Below are 15,408 nucleotides of genomic sequence, written 5' to 3' on the forward strand. Positions count from 1 at the left end.
AGGGCGATTGCATGTTCATTGGTGTACCCGAAGCATCATGGAACGGGCGGGCGGGGACTGACGTCCCCACCTACACGCATGCAGTTGCTGCGCGACGGCCGTCGGGAACGGCAGGCACTGGTGCGACGGGAGCGTCGCGCAGCGACTGCAGGATGGTAGGCGGGGCTTTCAAGCCCCGACGACGCTGTACGACCCGCCCAACGGGCAATCGCCTTGCGTAGCACGGCCCGGCGGTGCCCAGCAGCGCAGCCAGCGATAGTCGCCTCGGACGCACGAGCCAGCCCGCGACCGCCCATCTGCCCCGACGCCTCCCTACAATCTGCCCGGCAGGGGTAGTATCCTCTTCTACGAGCGCCAGCCCTCGCGCCGCAAGAGGGGCGTCCTCAAGTCTGACACGAACGGACCACCAGGACGGTTGAGGCCACGGGGGCCGTGCCTGCCCTGGTTGTTCGATGGGGTGCATTGCCGTGACCGACTCCAAGATCATCTACACCCACACAGATGAAGCGCCGCTCCTCGCCACCTACTCGTTCTTGCCCATCATCCAGGCGTACGCTGCGAAGGCCGGCGTCGCCGTCGAGACGCGAGACATCTCGCTCGCCGGCCGCATCATCGCGAAGTTCCCGGAGTATCTGAAGCCCGAGCAGCAGATCGGGGATGCGCTGGCCGAGCTTGGCGCGCTGACCCTGCGCCCCGAGGCGAACATCATCAAGCTGCCGAACATCAGCGCCTCGGTCTCGCAGCTCAAGGAGGCGATTGCCGAACTGCAATCGCAGGGGTACGCGCTCCCGGACTTCCCGGACCAGCCGAAGACGGACGAAGAGAAGGAGATCCGGGCGCGCTACGGCAAGGTGCTCGGGAGCGCGGTGAACCCGGTCCTTCGCGAGGGCAACTCCGACCGCCGCGCGCCGGCCTCGGTCAAGAACTACGCGCGCAAGCACCCGCACTCGATGGCGCCCTGGTCATCCGACTCCAAGACCAACGTCGCCACGATGGCGTCTGGCAACTTCCGGGCGAGCGAGAAGTCGGCGGTCATCGAGGGCGACGGCTCGCTGCGGATCGAGCTGGCCGGCGAGGACGGCTCGACCACCGTCCTGCGCGAGTCGGTGCCAGTCAAGGCCGGCGAGATCGTGGACGCCAGCGTGATGAGCGTGGCGGCCCTGCGCGAGTTCCTGGACGCGGCCATCGCGCGGGCGAAGTCTGAGGGCACGCTCTTCTCGCTCCAGATCAAGGCCACCATGATGCGGGTGTCCGACCCGATCATCTTCGGCCACGCGCTGAAGGCGTTCCTGCCGCGCACGTTCGCGCAGCACGGCGGCGCGCTGGCATCCGTCAACGGCGACCCTGACGAGGGCCTGGGCGCGATCCTGACGGCGGCGCAGAAGCTGCCGGCCGAGCAGCAGGCGGCGGTCGAGGCGGCCATCAAGGAAGACCTCGCCAACGGCCCGGCCCTGGCGATGGTCGACTCTGCGAACGGGATCACCGGGCTGCACGTTCCGAGCGATGTCATCATCGACGCGTCGATGCCGGCCATGATCCGCAACGGCGGCCACATGTGGGGGCCAGACGGCAAGGAGGCCGACACGCTGGCCGTCATCCCAGACAGCAGCTACGCCGGCGTCTACCAGGCGACGATCGACGACTGCCGCGCCAACGGCCCCTTCGACCCGAAGACGATGGGGACGGTGCCGAACGTCGGGCTGATGGCCCAGGCTGCCGAGGAGTACGGCAGCCACGACAAGACGTTTGAGATCCCGGCGACGGGCACCGTCCGAGTGGTCGATCAGTCTGGCAAGACGATCTTCGAGCACTCGGTGTCCGAGGGCGATATCTGGCGGATGTGCCAGACCAAGGATCTCCCGGTCCGTGACTGGGTCAAGCTGGCCGTCACCCGCGCCCGCCTGTCAGGCACGCCGGCCGTCTTCTGGCTGGACGAGACGCGCCCGCACGACGCCAACGTCAAGGCGAAGGTGCAACAGTATCTCCCTGAGCACGACACTTCTGGCCTGCAGATTGAGATCCTGGCGCCCGTCGCGGCGACGACGTTCAGCCTGGAGCGCATCCGTAAGGGACAGGACACGATCTCGGTCACGGGGAACGTGCTGCGCGACTACCTGACCGACCTCTTCCCGATCATGGAGCTGGGCACGAGCGCCAAGATGCTCTCGGTGGTGCCGTTGATCGCCGGCGGCGGCATGTTCGAGACCGGCGCGGGCGGCTCGGCCCCGAAGCACGTCGAGCAGTTGCTGGCCGAGAACCACCTGCGCTGGGACAGTCTCGGCGAGTTCCTGGCGCTGGCTGCGAGCTTCGAGCACCTGGCGCAGACGACGGGCAACGCGCACGCCCAGATCCTGGCCGACACGCTGGACCGTGCCAACGCCTCGTTCCTGGATCAGGACAAGTCGCCCAGCCGGCGCGTCGGGCAGATCGACACACGCGGCAGCCACTTCTACCTGGGGCTGTTCTGGGCCGAGGAGCTGGCGAAGCAGACGCAGGACGCGGCCCTGGCCGGTGTCTTCAAGCCGCTGGCAGCCGGTTTGCGCGCCAGCGAGGCGGCGATTGCCGGCGAGCTGCTGGCAGTCCAGGGGGCGTCGGCGGATGTCGGCGGCTACTACCGCCCCGATCCGGAGAGGGCGACGGCGGTGATGCGGCCGTCAAAGACGTTCAACGACCTGCTGGCGAGCCTGTAGCGGGCGCATGGAAGGGACAACCCTCACCCCCCGACCCCGCTCCCGCGTACAGTTCAGCGGGCGACAGCGTCTCTGAAACGAGTTGTGGTCATTTCGGGAGGATGCGCGCCGCTCCTCATGTCGCGTACTTTCGCCGAGCCTCATAGTGCACGACCCACGACGCTACCGCTTCAGGCGTGGATCCAGCGCGTCGCGCAGGCCGTCGCCCAGCAGGTTGAAGCCCACGGCCACCAGCAGGATCGCCAGCCCGGGGATGGTCGCAAGCTGCGGGCTGCTGGTGATCATGTTGCGGCCGGAGCTGAGCATCGCGCCCCACTCGGGCGTCGGCGGCTGCGGTCCCAGGCCCAGAAACGAGAGGCCAGAGGCTGTCAGGATCGCCGTCGCGAGCCGCAGCGAGGTCTGTACGATCAGCGGCGGCGTGACGTTCGGGAGGACGTGCCGCCACATGATCCGCCCTGGCGCTGAGCCGAGCGCGCGCGCCGACAGGACGTAGTCCTGCTGCTTGACGGTCAGCGTCGAGCCGCGCGCCACGCGCGCGAAGGCCGGGATCGAGAAGACGCCCACGGCGATGACGACGTTCAAGGTGCCGGCTCCGAGCGCCGCGATGATGGCAATGGCCAGCAGGAAGCCGGGCATCGCCAGCAGGATGTCCATCACCCGCATGATCAGCGTGTCGGCCCAGCCGCCCAGGAAGCCGGCCACGATGCCGAGCGTCGTGCCGATGATCAGCGAGACCAGCACGGCTCCGAGGGTGATCAACAGGGTGATCTGCGCCCCGTACAGCAGGCGACTGAGGATGTCGCGGCCAAGCTCGTCGGTGCCGAGCGGGTAGGTGGCGGACGGCGGCTTGAGGTTCTGCCCCAGGGTGAACGCCGTCGGATCGTGGGGCGCGAGCAGAGGCGCGAGCACGGCCACGGCGATGAAGAAGACGGTGATCGCCAGCCCGACGACCGCCGCCCGGCTGCGCGTGAACTGTCGGATGACGGCCCGCGAGAGGACGTAGGGGACCGCCCGCGCTGGTGGCGGCGCGGCTGCCGCAGTTGTCGAAGAGGTCGTCGTCATGGTCATCAGTCGTACTGAATGCGTGGATCGAGCTTGACGTACAGCAGATCGACGGCGAGGTTGACCAGGACGAACGTCACCGAGAGCAGCATGATGGTGGTCTGCACCACGGGGATGTTCCGCTGGGCGATGGACTCGACCAGCAGCCGGCCCAATCCTGGCCGCGCGAAGACGGTCTCGGCCAGGACCGCGCCGCCCATCAGGTAACCGACCTGGAGGCCCGCCACGGTGATGGTGGGAATGAGGGCGTTCTTGAGCGCGTGCTTGACCAGGACCGCCTGCTCGGTCAGGCCCTTGGCGCGGGCGGTCCGCACGTAGTCCTGTCCGAGGACTTCCAGCAGGCCCGAACGGGTCTGGCGGGCGATGATCGCCGTGGAGGCCGAGCCGAGCGCCAGGGCTGGCAGGATTAACTGCGAGAACGACCCGGCCCCCGAGCTTGGCAGCCAGCCGAGCGTGACCGAGAACAGCATCATCAGCATCAGCCCGAGCCAGAAGACCGGCATCGAGACGCCGATCAGCGAGATCAGCGTGGCGAGGTTGTCCCAGACCGTGTAGCGGTGCGTGGCCGAGACGATCCCGGCGATCAGGCCAAGGACGATGGCGACGGCGAACGCCGCCACCGCCAGCTCGAGGGTCGGGCCGATGCGGCTGGCGATCTCCTCGGTGACCGGCCGCTTGGTGACGGCCGACCGCCCGAAGTCGCCCTGGAGCGAGCGCCAGAGGAACGTCAGGTACTGCTCGTAGACGGGCCGGTCGAGGCCCAGCTCGCGGCGGATCAGGGCCACGTCCTCGGCGGTGCCGTCCATCCCCGCGATAACCTGGGCCACGTCTCCCGGGACCATCTTCATGATGGTGAAGACGATCAGGGAGACGCCGAGCACGACGGGCACGAGCCAGAGCAGCCGCATCACGATGTACCGGGTCATCTCACAGCCTCGCGCGCTGGATCAGAACGAGTAGGTGCTTCTGGCTGCAGTTCATCCTCCCAGAGTTTCCAGAACCGGCCCGCGTCGTGGACCTCTGTCCAGTACATCCATTCCAGCGGCAACGACTCACGCTCCCCTGAGGCAAAGGTATGCGGAAGTGGTCCACGGTAACGATGCCGTAACCACTTCCGGCGGACCGTCGCCGACATCCCTCGAATGCTTCCGCGCCTGGGTGAAGGCGTTGCCTGGCCGAATGCCATTGCCGATGGTCGAGGTGGCAGCACCGCCGCAAGCCAACCCGTCATCCCGACCGTAGCGAGCCTGCGAGCGGAGTGGAGGGATCTTCGCAGCCAGCTCCTCAATGCCACCGAAGATCCCTCGACTTCGTTCGCGGGCTCACTTCGCTCGGGATAACGAGAGGATTGTCCGCCACACACCGCGTGCGTCATCCGTCGCCTCTCCGCTCCGTCAGCCCGCGAGCATCTACGAGAAGAAGCGAACCCCTGGTGACGGGGTGCGGGGCTCCGGCGCGACGACGCATAGCGGTGGACTCGGCCTCAGGACTTGGTGACGGTGCCCGGCTGGACCGAGCCGGACGGCATGTACTTGAACCCGCTCACGTTCTTGCGCTGGCCCCAGACGTTCGACTGGTGCGCCAGGAAGACCAGCGGCATGTCCTTCCAGATCAGCTCCTGCGCCTGCTTGAGGATCGGCAGGCGCTTGTTCGGGTCGAACTCGCGCTGCTGCTCGTTCAGGAGCTTGTCCACCTCCGGGTTGCCGTAGGCGTACCGCTGGGCCGAGACGTTCTTGGTGGTCGCGTCCGAGTGGTACATGCGGTAGAGGTGGTAGTCCACGTACTCGCTGGTCTTCAGCAGCAGGAAGACCGAGCCGGCCATCGTGTCCGGGTCGGCCGAGAGCTGCGGCACCAGCTCGGCGCTCTGGATCTTCATGATGGTCGTCTTGATGCCGATGTTGTTCCAGAAGCCCTGCATCGCCTCGGCCACCTGATCGTCGCCGGACCAGCGCCCACTGACGTAGCGGATGGTGGCGTCGAAGCCGTTGGCGTAGCCGGCCTCGGCCAGCAACGCCTTCGCCTTGGCCGGGTCGAACGGCAGCGGATCGAAGTCGTAGGTGCCGAACAGGCCCGGGATCGACGGCGTCCGCAGCGGCAGGGCCGCCCCGCGCAGGACGCTGTTGATGATGGCGTCCTTGTCGATAGCCTGATTGAGGGCGTACCGCACCTTGACGTTGTTGAACGGCGGCTTGGACTGGCGCGGCTCGGCCTCGATGATGGTGAGGCCCGGTGTGATGGTCACGGCGAGGTTGGCATCCGACTTCAGCGCGTCGACATCGGCGGCCGGCAGGTTGAGTACCACGTCGGCCTCACCGGTCTTGAGCGCCACCACGCGGCCGGCCGCTTCGGGGATCGGGCGGTAGATCCAGCGGCGCGCGCCCGGCTTCGGCCCCCAGTAGTCCGCGAACTGCTCGGCGATGACCCGCTGGTTCGGCACCCACTCGACAAACTTGAAGGGGCCAGTCCCGACCGGGTTCCGCCCGAAGTCCTTCCCAAACTTCTGGAGCGCCGTTGGGCTGATGATGCGGGCCGAGCCGTCCGCCATCAGGAACGGCAGGTCTGGGGTCGGCGGATCGGTGACGATGCGGACGGTGCCATCGTCCGGGGTCTCGATGCTCTTGATCAGGGTGTAGCTGGCGCGCCGCGAGGAGCCGGTCGCGCTGTCGAGCAGGTGCTCCAGGGTGACCTTCACCGCCTGCGAGGTGAACGGCGTGCCGTCGTGGAACTTGACACCCTGGCGCAGCTTGAACGTCCAGGTCTTGCCGTCCGGCGAGGCTTCCCAGGTGGTGGCCAGGGCCGGCTGCAGCTCCATCTTCTCGCTCCAGGTCGTCAACCCTTCGTAGATCGGGTTGAGGGCGGACTGGAACGGGCCGGTGCCGGGCGCGGGATCGAGGCTGGCCGGCTCGGTGCCATCGGCGATGATGAAGTCGCCGGCGCCGCCTGCCGCCGAGCCGCTGGCAGCAGCGGGCGCAGTCTGCGGGGCTGCCGCTGCCGGGGAGGCCGCCGGCGACGCGGCTGGCGAAGCTCCGGCGGCCGGCGAGGCGGCCGGTGACGCTGCAGCGGCTGGTGACGCGGCCGGCGACGCCGCGGCGGCCGGCTGGGCCTGCGGCGGCGGCGCCGTCGGCACCACCTTCGGCGCGGCAGTCGGGCCGGCCGTTGGTGCGGCGGCCGGTGCTGACGCGCAGGCGCTGAGCAGCGCTGCGCCTGAGCCAACGGCGATCAACTGGAGGAAGTGGCGTCGTGTCACCGACATGAGGGGGACTCCTTCGTAGGGGGGCGGCCAGTGGGATGCGCCAGCGGCGCGGCAGCAGAGGAGCCAGGACAAAGGGCCAGTACGCGGCCTGACGATCCGAGGGGGCAGACGGGGCGCCGGGCGTGGGGGTAATGGTGCGTACTGGCGTAGTGTACCCGGTGGTGGCGTGCTGCCCATAACGAGGGCGCGCGCGATTGTGCGGCGCGCTCAGGCGCGGTTGCCGCGGCGCCTGCCACGCGTCAGCCCTGAGGCTCAGCCCTGAGGCCGTGCGGCCTTGAATCCGTGCCGTTTCGGGATTCGTAGAGTGGGGCAGGCGTTGCCGACACGCGCGGCTGGTCGGATGCCGGGCGTGCGCCAGTGGCGGCGCACTTCGATCCTCTACGCAGAGGGGTGGATCATGGGCATGCTCGTTCGGGCTGGCTCGCGTGCGCTGGCTGTTGGGGCGGCGCTGGTCGTTGCGCTCGTCGTCGCACTGGTGCCGGCCGCGACGCCGGCCAGCGCGCAAGGCGGCGCGGTCACGATGGAATGGTTCGGGTGGTCCCACTTCCGGTTCACGTCTGTCAACGGCAAGATCATCCTGATCAACCCGTTCCTGACCAACCCCGACTCAACGGTGAGTTTGGACGATCTCTCGCAGGCCGACGTGATTCTGGCCGCCGATGGCCACGGCGACGAGATCGGCCAGACGTTCGAGATCGCGCAGAAGACCGGCGCTCGGGTGGTCGTGCCGTTCGAGCTGGGCACCCACTTCATGGCGCGCGGCATCCCCAACACGCAGGTCGTGCGGAGCAACCCGGGCCAGCAGTTCAAGATGGACGGCATCACGGTGCGGCTGGTCAACTCGGTGCACGGCTCCGGGCTGCCGCTCCAGGATGGCGCGGTGAGCCAGGGCTACAGCGGCCCGGCCGTGGGCTTCTACATCACGTTTGAGAACGGCTGGACCGTCTACTTCACCGGCAGCTCGGCGGCGACCCAGGATCAGGCGCTCTGGGCCGCGAACTACAAGCCCGATGCCATGATCTTCCACATGGCCGCCGGGACCGACCCGGTCGACGTGGCGACGGCGATCCGGCTGACCGGAACCGACAACCCGAACCTGAAGACGCTGCTGCCGCACCACCACCGCGTGCAGGTGCCTGCTGGCGGCACGACCATCGCCGATGTGCAGGGCGCGCTCGGCACGATGGGCATCACGACGCCGATCACGGAGCCGGTCCGGAGCCAGGTGTACACGTTTACGAAGTAGATCGTGGGTCGTGGGCCGTAGGCAGGGGCGAGGGGATTCCAGGGGTTCGGCTCGGGCGTCCCCGCTCGCTACGGCAGCCACTCGATGCCGCCGTAGCCCCCCTCGCCGGCCAGGCAGTAGCTCGCGGCGCCGTCCACCGACACGACGTGCATCGCCTCGGCCGAGAACGTCGCCAGATGCTGACCGTCTGGCGACCACGTCACCGACGAGTCGTCGTCCGCGAACGTCGTCACCTGCCGCAGCTCCGATCCGTCAGGGCGGACCACCCACACATCCCACGGCACGCCGTGCGCGCGCACCGTCCTCGCGCCGATCGGGGGCGGAGTGTCGGTGAGCAAGGGCAGACGGTAGCCGACGCGCGGATGCACCCCCGAGCCTGTAGGACGGTCGGTGGGCGGCGTGTCAGCGGGAAGATCCGGGCGTTCCTCGGCGGCCACGCCCGGGTCTGACGCTGCCGTAAACGCGATCCACGTTCCGTCCGGCGAGAAGCGCGGGAAGGCGATGGACAGGAGTTGAGGCTGATCCACGATGACGTGCTCGGGGCCGCCGCCGACCGTCATCACGCTCAGCCTGTCGGTTCCGGCGAAGCGGACCAGCGCCAGCAACGCGCCATCGGGTGAGGTGGACGGCGACGACGCGTCCTCCGCGAGCACCTGTGCCGTCCCCCCTGGCGCTGCCCGCTCGATCTGCACGATCTCGTTCGTGCCGCTGAGGACGCGCCGCTCGTAGACCAGCGAGCCGTCGGGCAGCCAGCTGGGTGATCCGAGCGCCTCGCCCGGCCGACTCCGCGGCAGCGTCCCGATGGGCGCTCCGCCACCGGGGCCGACCAGCAGGATGTCCTGGCCACCGACACGGTCGGCCGGGGGCCGCCAGAAACGCGGCACGGCCAGGAGCGATCCGTCCCGAGAGGCCGCCACCGCCGTCGCCACACCCTGTGCCGGCGTGATGGCGATGGTGCGCTGCATCCGCCCGGGCAGCTCGAAGACGCTCACGCCGCTGGCCTTCGGCACCAGCAACCGCCCCGAGCCCGCCACGGTGGCGTCCGGCGTGCAGGTGTGGGCCAGCGTGGTCCCGGCCGGCCAGAGCAGGCAGGAGCCGGCGGCCAGCGCTCCGAGCAGCAGCGTTCGCCGGCGGATCACCCGCCGCCGAGCACCGCCAGTGGGTACCGATCTGTACGCCGCCATGCGTTCGCTCCCGAGTCCGTGTGCCGGCAGGTTCTGTCCCCGCCGACGTGGTCTACCCGAGTGTACGCACGAGGAGCCGCTCTGAGATGCCTCAACCCCCGACGAGGTGCTGGCACTGGCCGGCGACGTGAGCCAGGCGGCGGACGTGGCCAGGATCGTCAAATGGGCGGATCGTCAAATGGGCGGATCGTCAACACGGCGTCTATCGCGGCGTTGGGGAACGTCGGGCAGTCGAATGACGCCGCCTCGAAGGCCGGGCTGACGCTCTGAGAGACACAGGCGGCCCTCTGCGTCTGTCGTCCGGCGCGGATGTGGTACGCTGTCAGCACGTGCCGCTCTGGGGGAAGGACTGTGCCCGGCAGCCACTGGATGATCGTCATGAGCCCAGAGAACTTCGAGATCTCGCGGCAGCGGGGTTTCGATGTCGTCGGGCTGAAGTCGCGCCATCGGAAGAAGGCGGAGCGCATGGCGCTCGGAGACCGTGTCCTCTTCTACGTGACGGGGATGCAGGTCTTTCCGCTGACGGCGACCGTCTCGTCCACCTTCTTCGAGGACCAGACTCCGATCTGGATCAGCACCGAGCGCCGCCCGGACGTGGCGCCCTGGCGGGTGCAGGTGCGGCCAGACGTGACCCTCCAGTGGTACGAGTACCTCGACGCCCGGCAGATCGCTCCGCGCATGCTGTACGTCAAACGGTGGGCGCCGGAGGACTGGCCGCTGGCGTTCCAGGGCCAGATTCACCTGCTCTCGTCGCAGGACTTCTCGCTGATCGAGCACGAGATGAAGCGGACCATCGACCGGCGTTCGAGACGCCGCGAGCGTCCGCCGCAGCGGCCCCGCCCGACCTTGACGATCACGCAGACCGTAGTCGAGCGACTGGTTGTCGTCGAGGAGGTTTCGACCACGCTGGTCGCGCCGTCCATCGTCGCCGCCGAGACGCCTGTCACCGTCGAGGATGGCGAGTCGCTGATGGTGACGCCGGAGACGCCCGTCCCGAACTGAGGAGGCTGTGCCGTGGCGCGGGCGTCCGGTGCATGCGTTCGTGCGACGGCCTATCGGGAGAGATCCTCGCGCGACGCTCAACCGTTTCAACAGTATGGCGGCGCAACGTCCGATGCCGGCGCACCCGGGCCGAGCCGTCACCCTTGCGCGTTACCATTCTCTGTGAGCCGCACTCGAAGAGACGGCGTGCTGCGATCGGCGTCTTGTGGGCGGTGCGGCGAGCGTTTTGACCGTGAATGCTCGGAGTGCGAGCAGGGTGTGGGATCGGGTTCTGGTGGTAGCGCCCCTGTTTGGGCAGGGCTATAATCGAAATCACCAGGAAAAAGAGGTCAGCTCTCCGTTGGTCAAGGGTCAAGAGGCCCGTCAACACACGGCAACAGCACGAAGCGAGACCGTCCCGGCGCCCGCTGCGGCGCCATTATTTTGTCGCCAGCTCGTTTCGAGGCCCACCGTCGTGCCCCGGATGGCTTAACACGCCGCGCGGGAGCTGGGAGGAATGATGGCAGAACGCGATGACCTGGTCATCCGGGTAGCAGGCGAGGCTGGCGAAGGTGTGCTGAGCACCGGTCAGCTCATCACCCTGGCGGCAGCCAGGGCCGGCTACGGCGTGTTGACCGATTCTGTGCCCCCTGCGGAGATCAAGGGCGGCCATTCACTGTTTCAGATCAGGCTCGCGCCGCGCAGGCTGTTCTCGCGTGGTGACGTGGTCGACATTCTGCTGGCCTTCAACCGCGAAGGGTACGACCGCAACATCCGCGAGCTTCGCGATGGCGGCCTCCTCCTCTACGATTCTGGCGACTTTACTCCGCCGGAGAACGACGGCCGCTATCAGCAGCACGCCCTCCCGCTGACCGACATCGCCCGGAAGGAGCTCCAGTTCGAGCTTGGCAAGAACGTCGTCGCGGTGGGTGCGATCTCCGCGCTGTTCGGGCTCGATCCAGAGTACATCCGCAAGCTGCTCCACCAGCGCTTTGCTCGCAAGGGCGATGTGGTGCTGAACAAGAACTACCAGGCGCTGGACGCCGGCATCGGCTACGTCGAGCGCAACATCCCGGAGCGCGGCGCGCTCCAGGTCAAGCCCGGCGATTTCGGCAACGAGGCCCGCATCGTGGTCTCGGGCAACCAGGCCATCGCGATGGGCTCGCTGGTGGCCGGATGCCGCGTCTACGCCGGCTACCCGATCACCCCGGCCACCGACATCATGGAGTTCCTGGCTGCCGAGCTGCCGAAGGTGGGCGGCTCCGTGGTACAGGCCGAAGATGAGATGTCGGCGCTCGGCATGGCGATTGGCTCCTCCTACGCTGGCAAGAAGTCGATGACGGCCACCTCTGGCCCGGGCGTCAGCCTGATGGTCGAGCTGATGGGCCTCTCGTCGATGGCCGAGATCCCGGTCGTCGTCGTGGACGCGCAGCGGGCTGGCCCCTCGACGGGCATGCCGACGCGCCAGGAGCAGGGCGACCTCTTCCTCGCGGCGCTGGGCGGCCACGGCGAGATTCAGCGCATCGTGCTGGCGCCGGTCTCCGTCGCGGACTGCTTCACCCAGGCGATCAACGCCTTCAACCTGGCCGAGCAGTATCAGATGCCGGTCCTGCTGATGGGCGACACCACCCTCGGCGTTCGCACCGAGAGCATCCCGACGCCTGACGTCTCCGCCTACGAGATCGTCAACCGCCTTGGCATCACGCCGCATGAGGGCAACGGTACGAACGGCGCTGCTGGCCTGGGCGTCGAGAGCGGCTACAAGCGGTACGCCCTGACCGAGTCCGGCGTCTCCCCGATGTCGGCGCCCGGCCAGGACGGCGGCCAGTACGTCGCGACCGGCCTGGAGCACAACGAGTCGGGCCGCCCGCGCTCGGACGCTGCCAACCATCAGCAGATGACGCACAAGCGGTTCAACAAGCTCGAGGCAGCACGCGAGAACGCGCCGGCCGCCCACTACTACGGCGATCCGACGGCGGATGTCGGCCTCGTGTGCTGGGGCTCGATGTGGGGCGTCGTGGTCGAGGCCATCGACGTGCTGGCGCAGAAGGGCATCAAGGTCGCGGCGATGGCTCCGCGCATGGTCTGGCCGCTGCCCGATAAGCAGTTGCAGCCGTTCATGCAGTCGAAGCGGGTCGTGCTGGTCCCGGAGATGAACTACACGGGGCAGTTGGCGCAGTTGATGCGGGCGCGCTACCTGCGGGACGTCGTGTCCATCACCGACTACTCTGGCGGCGTCTTCACCGTAGCGCGGCTGGTTCAGGAGATCGAAGGAGTCCATCAGCATGCCCGATAACGTGGCAGTACAGCCTCTGCCACTGGAGGCGTACAAGAGCGACGAGAAGCCGACGTGGTGCCCTGGGTGTGGCGACTTCGGCGTGCTCAACGGCCTGTACAACGCGATGCGTCAGAAGGGCCTCCAGACCAAGGACGTGGTGGTCGTGTCGGGCATCGGCTGCTCCAGCCGCCTGCCGTTCTTCGTGGCCAGCTACGGCTTCCACGGTGTCCACGGCCGGGCCATGCCCATCGCGACGGGTGTGAAGGTCGCCAACCCGAACCTCAAGGTGCTGGCGATGGGCGGCGACGGCGACGCGTTCGCCATCGGCGGCGGGCACTTCGTGCATGCCGCGCGCCGCAACCTCGACATCTGCTACGTCATCATGGACAACAACATCTACGGCCTGACGAAGGGCCAGACCTCGCCCACCAGCCAGGTCGGCTTCGTCACCAAGACGACCCCGAAGGGGACGCCGGATCGGCCGATCAACCCGCTGCGGCTGGCGATTGCCAGCGGCGCGACGTTCGTGGCGCGCGGCTTCTCTGGCAAGCCGAAGGAGCTGGCGGAGCTGATCGTCGAGGGCATCAACCACAACGGGTTTGCCGTCATCGACACGTTCAGCCCCTGCCCAACCTTCAACAAGGTCAACACGTTCAAGGCGTACCGCGAGGAGGTCGCCGATCTCCCGAAGGACTACGATCCCTCGGACCTGCACCGGGCGATTGAGTACGCTTCGTCGGACGACCCGATGTACCTCGGCGTGCTGTACCGCGAGGAGGGCGCCAGCTTCGAGGATCACCTCCAGGCGGCGAAGATCGGGACCGAGGAGAACGCGCCGGCCGTGATCGAGGATCTGTTCCGCCGCTACGGCTGATCTCACGGGTTCTGGGTTTCGGGTCTTGGGGGCGGCGGTCCGGCGACGGGCCGCCGCCCTCTTGCTCGATGGGCGCTCAGGAGGCGACGCAATGCTTACGGGCGACATTCGGAGCGCGATGCGTCATGCGCGCTACGAGATACTTCCTGAGGATTCGTCCTACGACGTGGAGAGCGATGGCTTCCAGGGTGATGTCGGCGCTGGCCTGTTTGCCCGGATTCTGCGACAGGCTGGGGTCGACCGTGCAGACCGGGAACGCCGGTAGGTTCGCGCATGTGAGCACCACCGCGCACGGGTACGATGCCAGTCGGGGGACACAGACACACGAAGGCTACCCGTCGGCGTCCAGCCTTCACGCAACGGACAGGCGGGATCGCAGGGGGATCGCCAGGGGGATCACGGCGAAGGTCAGCAGCGCCATCAGGGCGAAGGTCCAGTCCAACCCTGACCAGTCGGCGTAGTAGCCGTAGAGCGCCGTCATGATGGCCGCTGCCACGTCGATCACCGTGTAGTAGAGGCCGTAGCCCCGGCCGCGCTTGCCGTCTGGCACCAGTGACGCGACCGCCGCGTACAGCACCGAGGATGTCCCGTTCAGCCCGAAGCCGAACACCACCGCCAGCGGCAGCAGGACTGCCGACGGCCCCCACACCAGACCCATCAGGGCCAGGGCCGTCGTAGACTCCGTCAGCACGATGATGGCGAACGGACCGAACCGATCCCCCAGCGGACCGCAGAACAGCTTGCCGAGCGCCCCGCCCACGAACACCACGCCGAACACGAACCCGACGCCGACCGGATCGATCCCCTGTCGGTCCAGCGCGAACGGCAGGAAGGTCAAGGCGGCCGCCCGGGTGCTGGCATCCATCAGCCCGACCAGCGAGAGCAGCCAGTAGGCCGGCGGGACGCCGCCGATGTGGCGCTCGCGCGGGACGACCACGGTGCTGCTCGATGCAGTTTGAACCGTTGTTGGCGTCACCGGCTCGGCGTGCGGCGGCGGGGCGGTCGGCGGGTTGACCCAGGCTTTCAGCAGCCACATCGTCACCGAGAAGGCGATGCCGAACAGGCCGAGCGCCACCAGCGCCGTCCGCCAGCCGTAGGGCAGGGCGAACAGACCGACCAGCGCCGGCGCGGCCATCTTGCCCAGGTCGCCGGCGAAGTTCAGCGTCCCGATGGCCGTGCCACGCCGGCCGCCCTCGAACGCCCGCGCCACCATCGTCGATGCGAGCGGATGCTGGAAGTTGCCGCCCAGGCCGGCCAGCACCGAAAGCACGAGCAAGATCGGGAACGAGGTGGCAGCGGCCATGCCTAGCAGCCCGACCGCCCCCCAGCCGTTGCCGAGCGCCAGCAGCCAGTACTCTGCGAACCGCTCCCCGAGCACACCGGCCGGTAACTGGAGCACCGCCGACGCGCCGCTGTAGAGCGCTTTGACGATCCCGACCTCGGCGTAGGAGAGGCCGAGGTCGGCGGCGATCAGCGGCAGCAGTGGATACATCACCGCGAACATGGCGTCGTTGCAGGTGTGCAGGCAGGCGGCCATGAACAGGACGCGCGGCGCGGTGCGGTGCGGGCCGCGCATGACGGTGTCAACGCTCCCGACTGCCAGCCCTTCAGCCACGCCCTCTCGACTCCTCCGCCATGTCAGGCCGGCAGTGTAGCTGCGTTGCCACCGTTGAGTAAACCGTCATGGACACGCAGGCCAGGGCAATCGCATGACGAGCGCGTCGTGCGGCGTCGTCGGGGCTTGAAAGCCCCGCCTACCGTCATTCAGTCGCTGCGCGACGCCCCGGTCTCACCGGACGATGCTGTTCCCGGCGTCCGTCGCGCAGCGACGCTGTGACGG

Annotated in this window: 10 protein-coding genes and 1 pseudogene; 6 read left to right on the top strand and 5 right to left on the bottom strand. The window is 68.2% G+C overall.

What is annotated here, in order from left to right; genetic code table 11:
* Positions 1-467: 467 nt before the first annotated feature.
* The gene (locus IT306_19215; GenBank protein MCC7370560.1) at positions 468-2,690 is read left to right on the top strand and encodes an NADP-dependent isocitrate dehydrogenase; all 2,223 of its coding nucleotides are present in this window, start codon (positions 468-470) and stop codon (positions 2,688-2,690) included.
* A 162-nt stretch (positions 2,691-2,852) separates the two neighbouring features.
* Here IT306_19215 and IT306_19220 read toward each other — a convergent pair whose 3' ends face one another.
* The 3 genes from IT306_19220 to IT306_19230 form a co-directional block, all read right to left on the bottom strand.
* Complete coding sequence (locus IT306_19220; protein ID MCC7370561.1) at positions 2,853-3,758, bottom strand: ABC transporter permease; 906 nt, start codon at positions 3,756-3,758, stop codon at positions 2,853-2,855.
* Positions 3,758-4,678: an ABC transporter permease gene (locus IT306_19225; protein MCC7370562.1), complete on the bottom strand. Its 921-nt coding sequence runs from the start codon at positions 4,676-4,678 to the stop codon at positions 3,758-3,760. Before IT306_19225 ends, IT306_19220 begins: the two co-directional genes overlap by 1 nt.
* 557 nt (positions 4,679-5,235) lie before the next feature.
* Entirely contained in the window at positions 5,236-7,005 is a 1,770-nt protein-coding gene (locus IT306_19230) for a hypothetical protein (GenBank protein MCC7370563.1), read from the bottom strand.
* A 397-nt stretch (positions 7,006-7,402) separates the two neighbouring features.
* Between IT306_19230 and IT306_19235 the strand changes: the two genes are divergently transcribed.
* The gene (locus tag IT306_19235) at positions 7,403-8,251 is read left to right on the top strand and encodes a hypothetical protein (GenBank protein ID MCC7370564.1); all 849 of its coding nucleotides are present in this window, start codon (positions 7,403-7,405) and stop codon (positions 8,249-8,251) included.
* A gap of 68 nt (positions 8,252-8,319) precedes the next feature.
* Here the strand turns inward: IT306_19235 and IT306_19240 are convergent, their stop codons facing one another.
* The gene (locus IT306_19240; GenBank protein MCC7370565.1) at positions 8,320-9,435 is read right to left on the bottom strand and encodes a PD40 domain-containing protein; all 1,116 of its coding nucleotides are present in this window, start codon (positions 9,433-9,435) and stop codon (positions 8,320-8,322) included.
* A gap of 180 nt (positions 9,436-9,615) precedes the next feature.
* Here IT306_19240 and IT306_19245 point away from each other — a divergent pair.
* The 4 genes and pseudogenes from IT306_19245 (at position 9,616) to IT306_19260 (ending at position 13,568) form a co-directional block, all read left to right on the top strand.
* Positions 9,616-9,696: pseudogene (locus tag IT306_19245) on the top strand (3-oxoacyl-ACP reductase).
* Between the two features lie 117 nt (positions 9,697-9,813).
* Positions 9,814-10,437, top strand: a complete 624-nt coding sequence (locus IT306_19250) for an EVE domain-containing protein (protein MCC7370566.1) — start codon at positions 9,814-9,816, stop codon at positions 10,435-10,437.
* A 499-nt stretch (positions 10,438-10,936) separates the two neighbouring features.
* Positions 10,937-12,712: a 2-oxoacid:acceptor oxidoreductase subunit alpha gene (locus IT306_19255; protein MCC7370567.1), complete on the top strand. Its 1,776-nt coding sequence runs from the start codon at positions 10,937-10,939 to the stop codon at positions 12,710-12,712.
* A 1-nt stretch (position 12,713) separates the two neighbouring features.
* Positions 12,714-13,568 (top strand): 2-oxoacid:ferredoxin oxidoreductase subunit beta, encoded by an 855-nt coding sequence (locus IT306_19260; protein MCC7370568.1) that lies wholly within the window; start codon positions 12,714-12,716, stop codon positions 13,566-13,568.
* Positions 13,569-13,920: 352 nt separating this feature from the next.
* Here the strand turns inward: IT306_19260 and IT306_19265 are convergent, their stop codons facing one another.
* The gene (locus tag IT306_19265) at positions 13,921-15,183 is read right to left on the bottom strand and encodes an MFS transporter (protein ID MCC7370569.1); all 1,263 of its coding nucleotides are present in this window, start codon (positions 15,181-15,183) and stop codon (positions 13,921-13,923) included.
* Positions 15,184-15,408 lie beyond the last annotated feature (225 nt).

The sequence above is a fragment of the Chloroflexota bacterium genome (genome assembly GCA_020850535.1).
Classification (GTDB): domain Bacteria; phylum Chloroflexota; class UBA6077; order UBA6077; family JACCZL01; genus JADZEM01.

Excerpts from the sequence above, each read along its gene's own strand:
- IT306_19220 (MCC7370561.1), bottom strand. The coding sequence starts at position 3,758 with ATGACCATGACGACGACCTCTTCGACAACTGCGGCAGCCGCGCCGCCA.
- IT306_19225 (MCC7370562.1), bottom strand. The coding sequence starts at position 4,678 with ATGACCCGGTACATCGTGATGCGGCTGCTCTGGCTCGTGCCCGTCGTG.
- IT306_19230 (MCC7370563.1), bottom strand. The coding sequence starts at position 7,005 with ATGTCGGTGACACGACGCCACTTCCTCCAGTTGATCGCCGTTGGCTCA.
- IT306_19235 (MCC7370564.1), top strand. The coding sequence starts at position 7,403 with ATGGGCATGCTCGTTCGGGCTGGCTCGCGTGCGCTGGCTGTTGGGGCG.
- IT306_19240 (MCC7370565.1), bottom strand. The coding sequence starts at position 9,435 with ATGGCGGCGTACAGATCGGTACCCACTGGCGGTGCTCGGCGGCGGGTG.
- IT306_19250 (MCC7370566.1), top strand. The coding sequence starts at position 9,814 with ATGAGCCCAGAGAACTTCGAGATCTCGCGGCAGCGGGGTTTCGATGTC.
- IT306_19255 (MCC7370567.1), top strand. The coding sequence starts at position 10,937 with ATGGCAGAACGCGATGACCTGGTCATCCGGGTAGCAGGCGAGGCTGGC.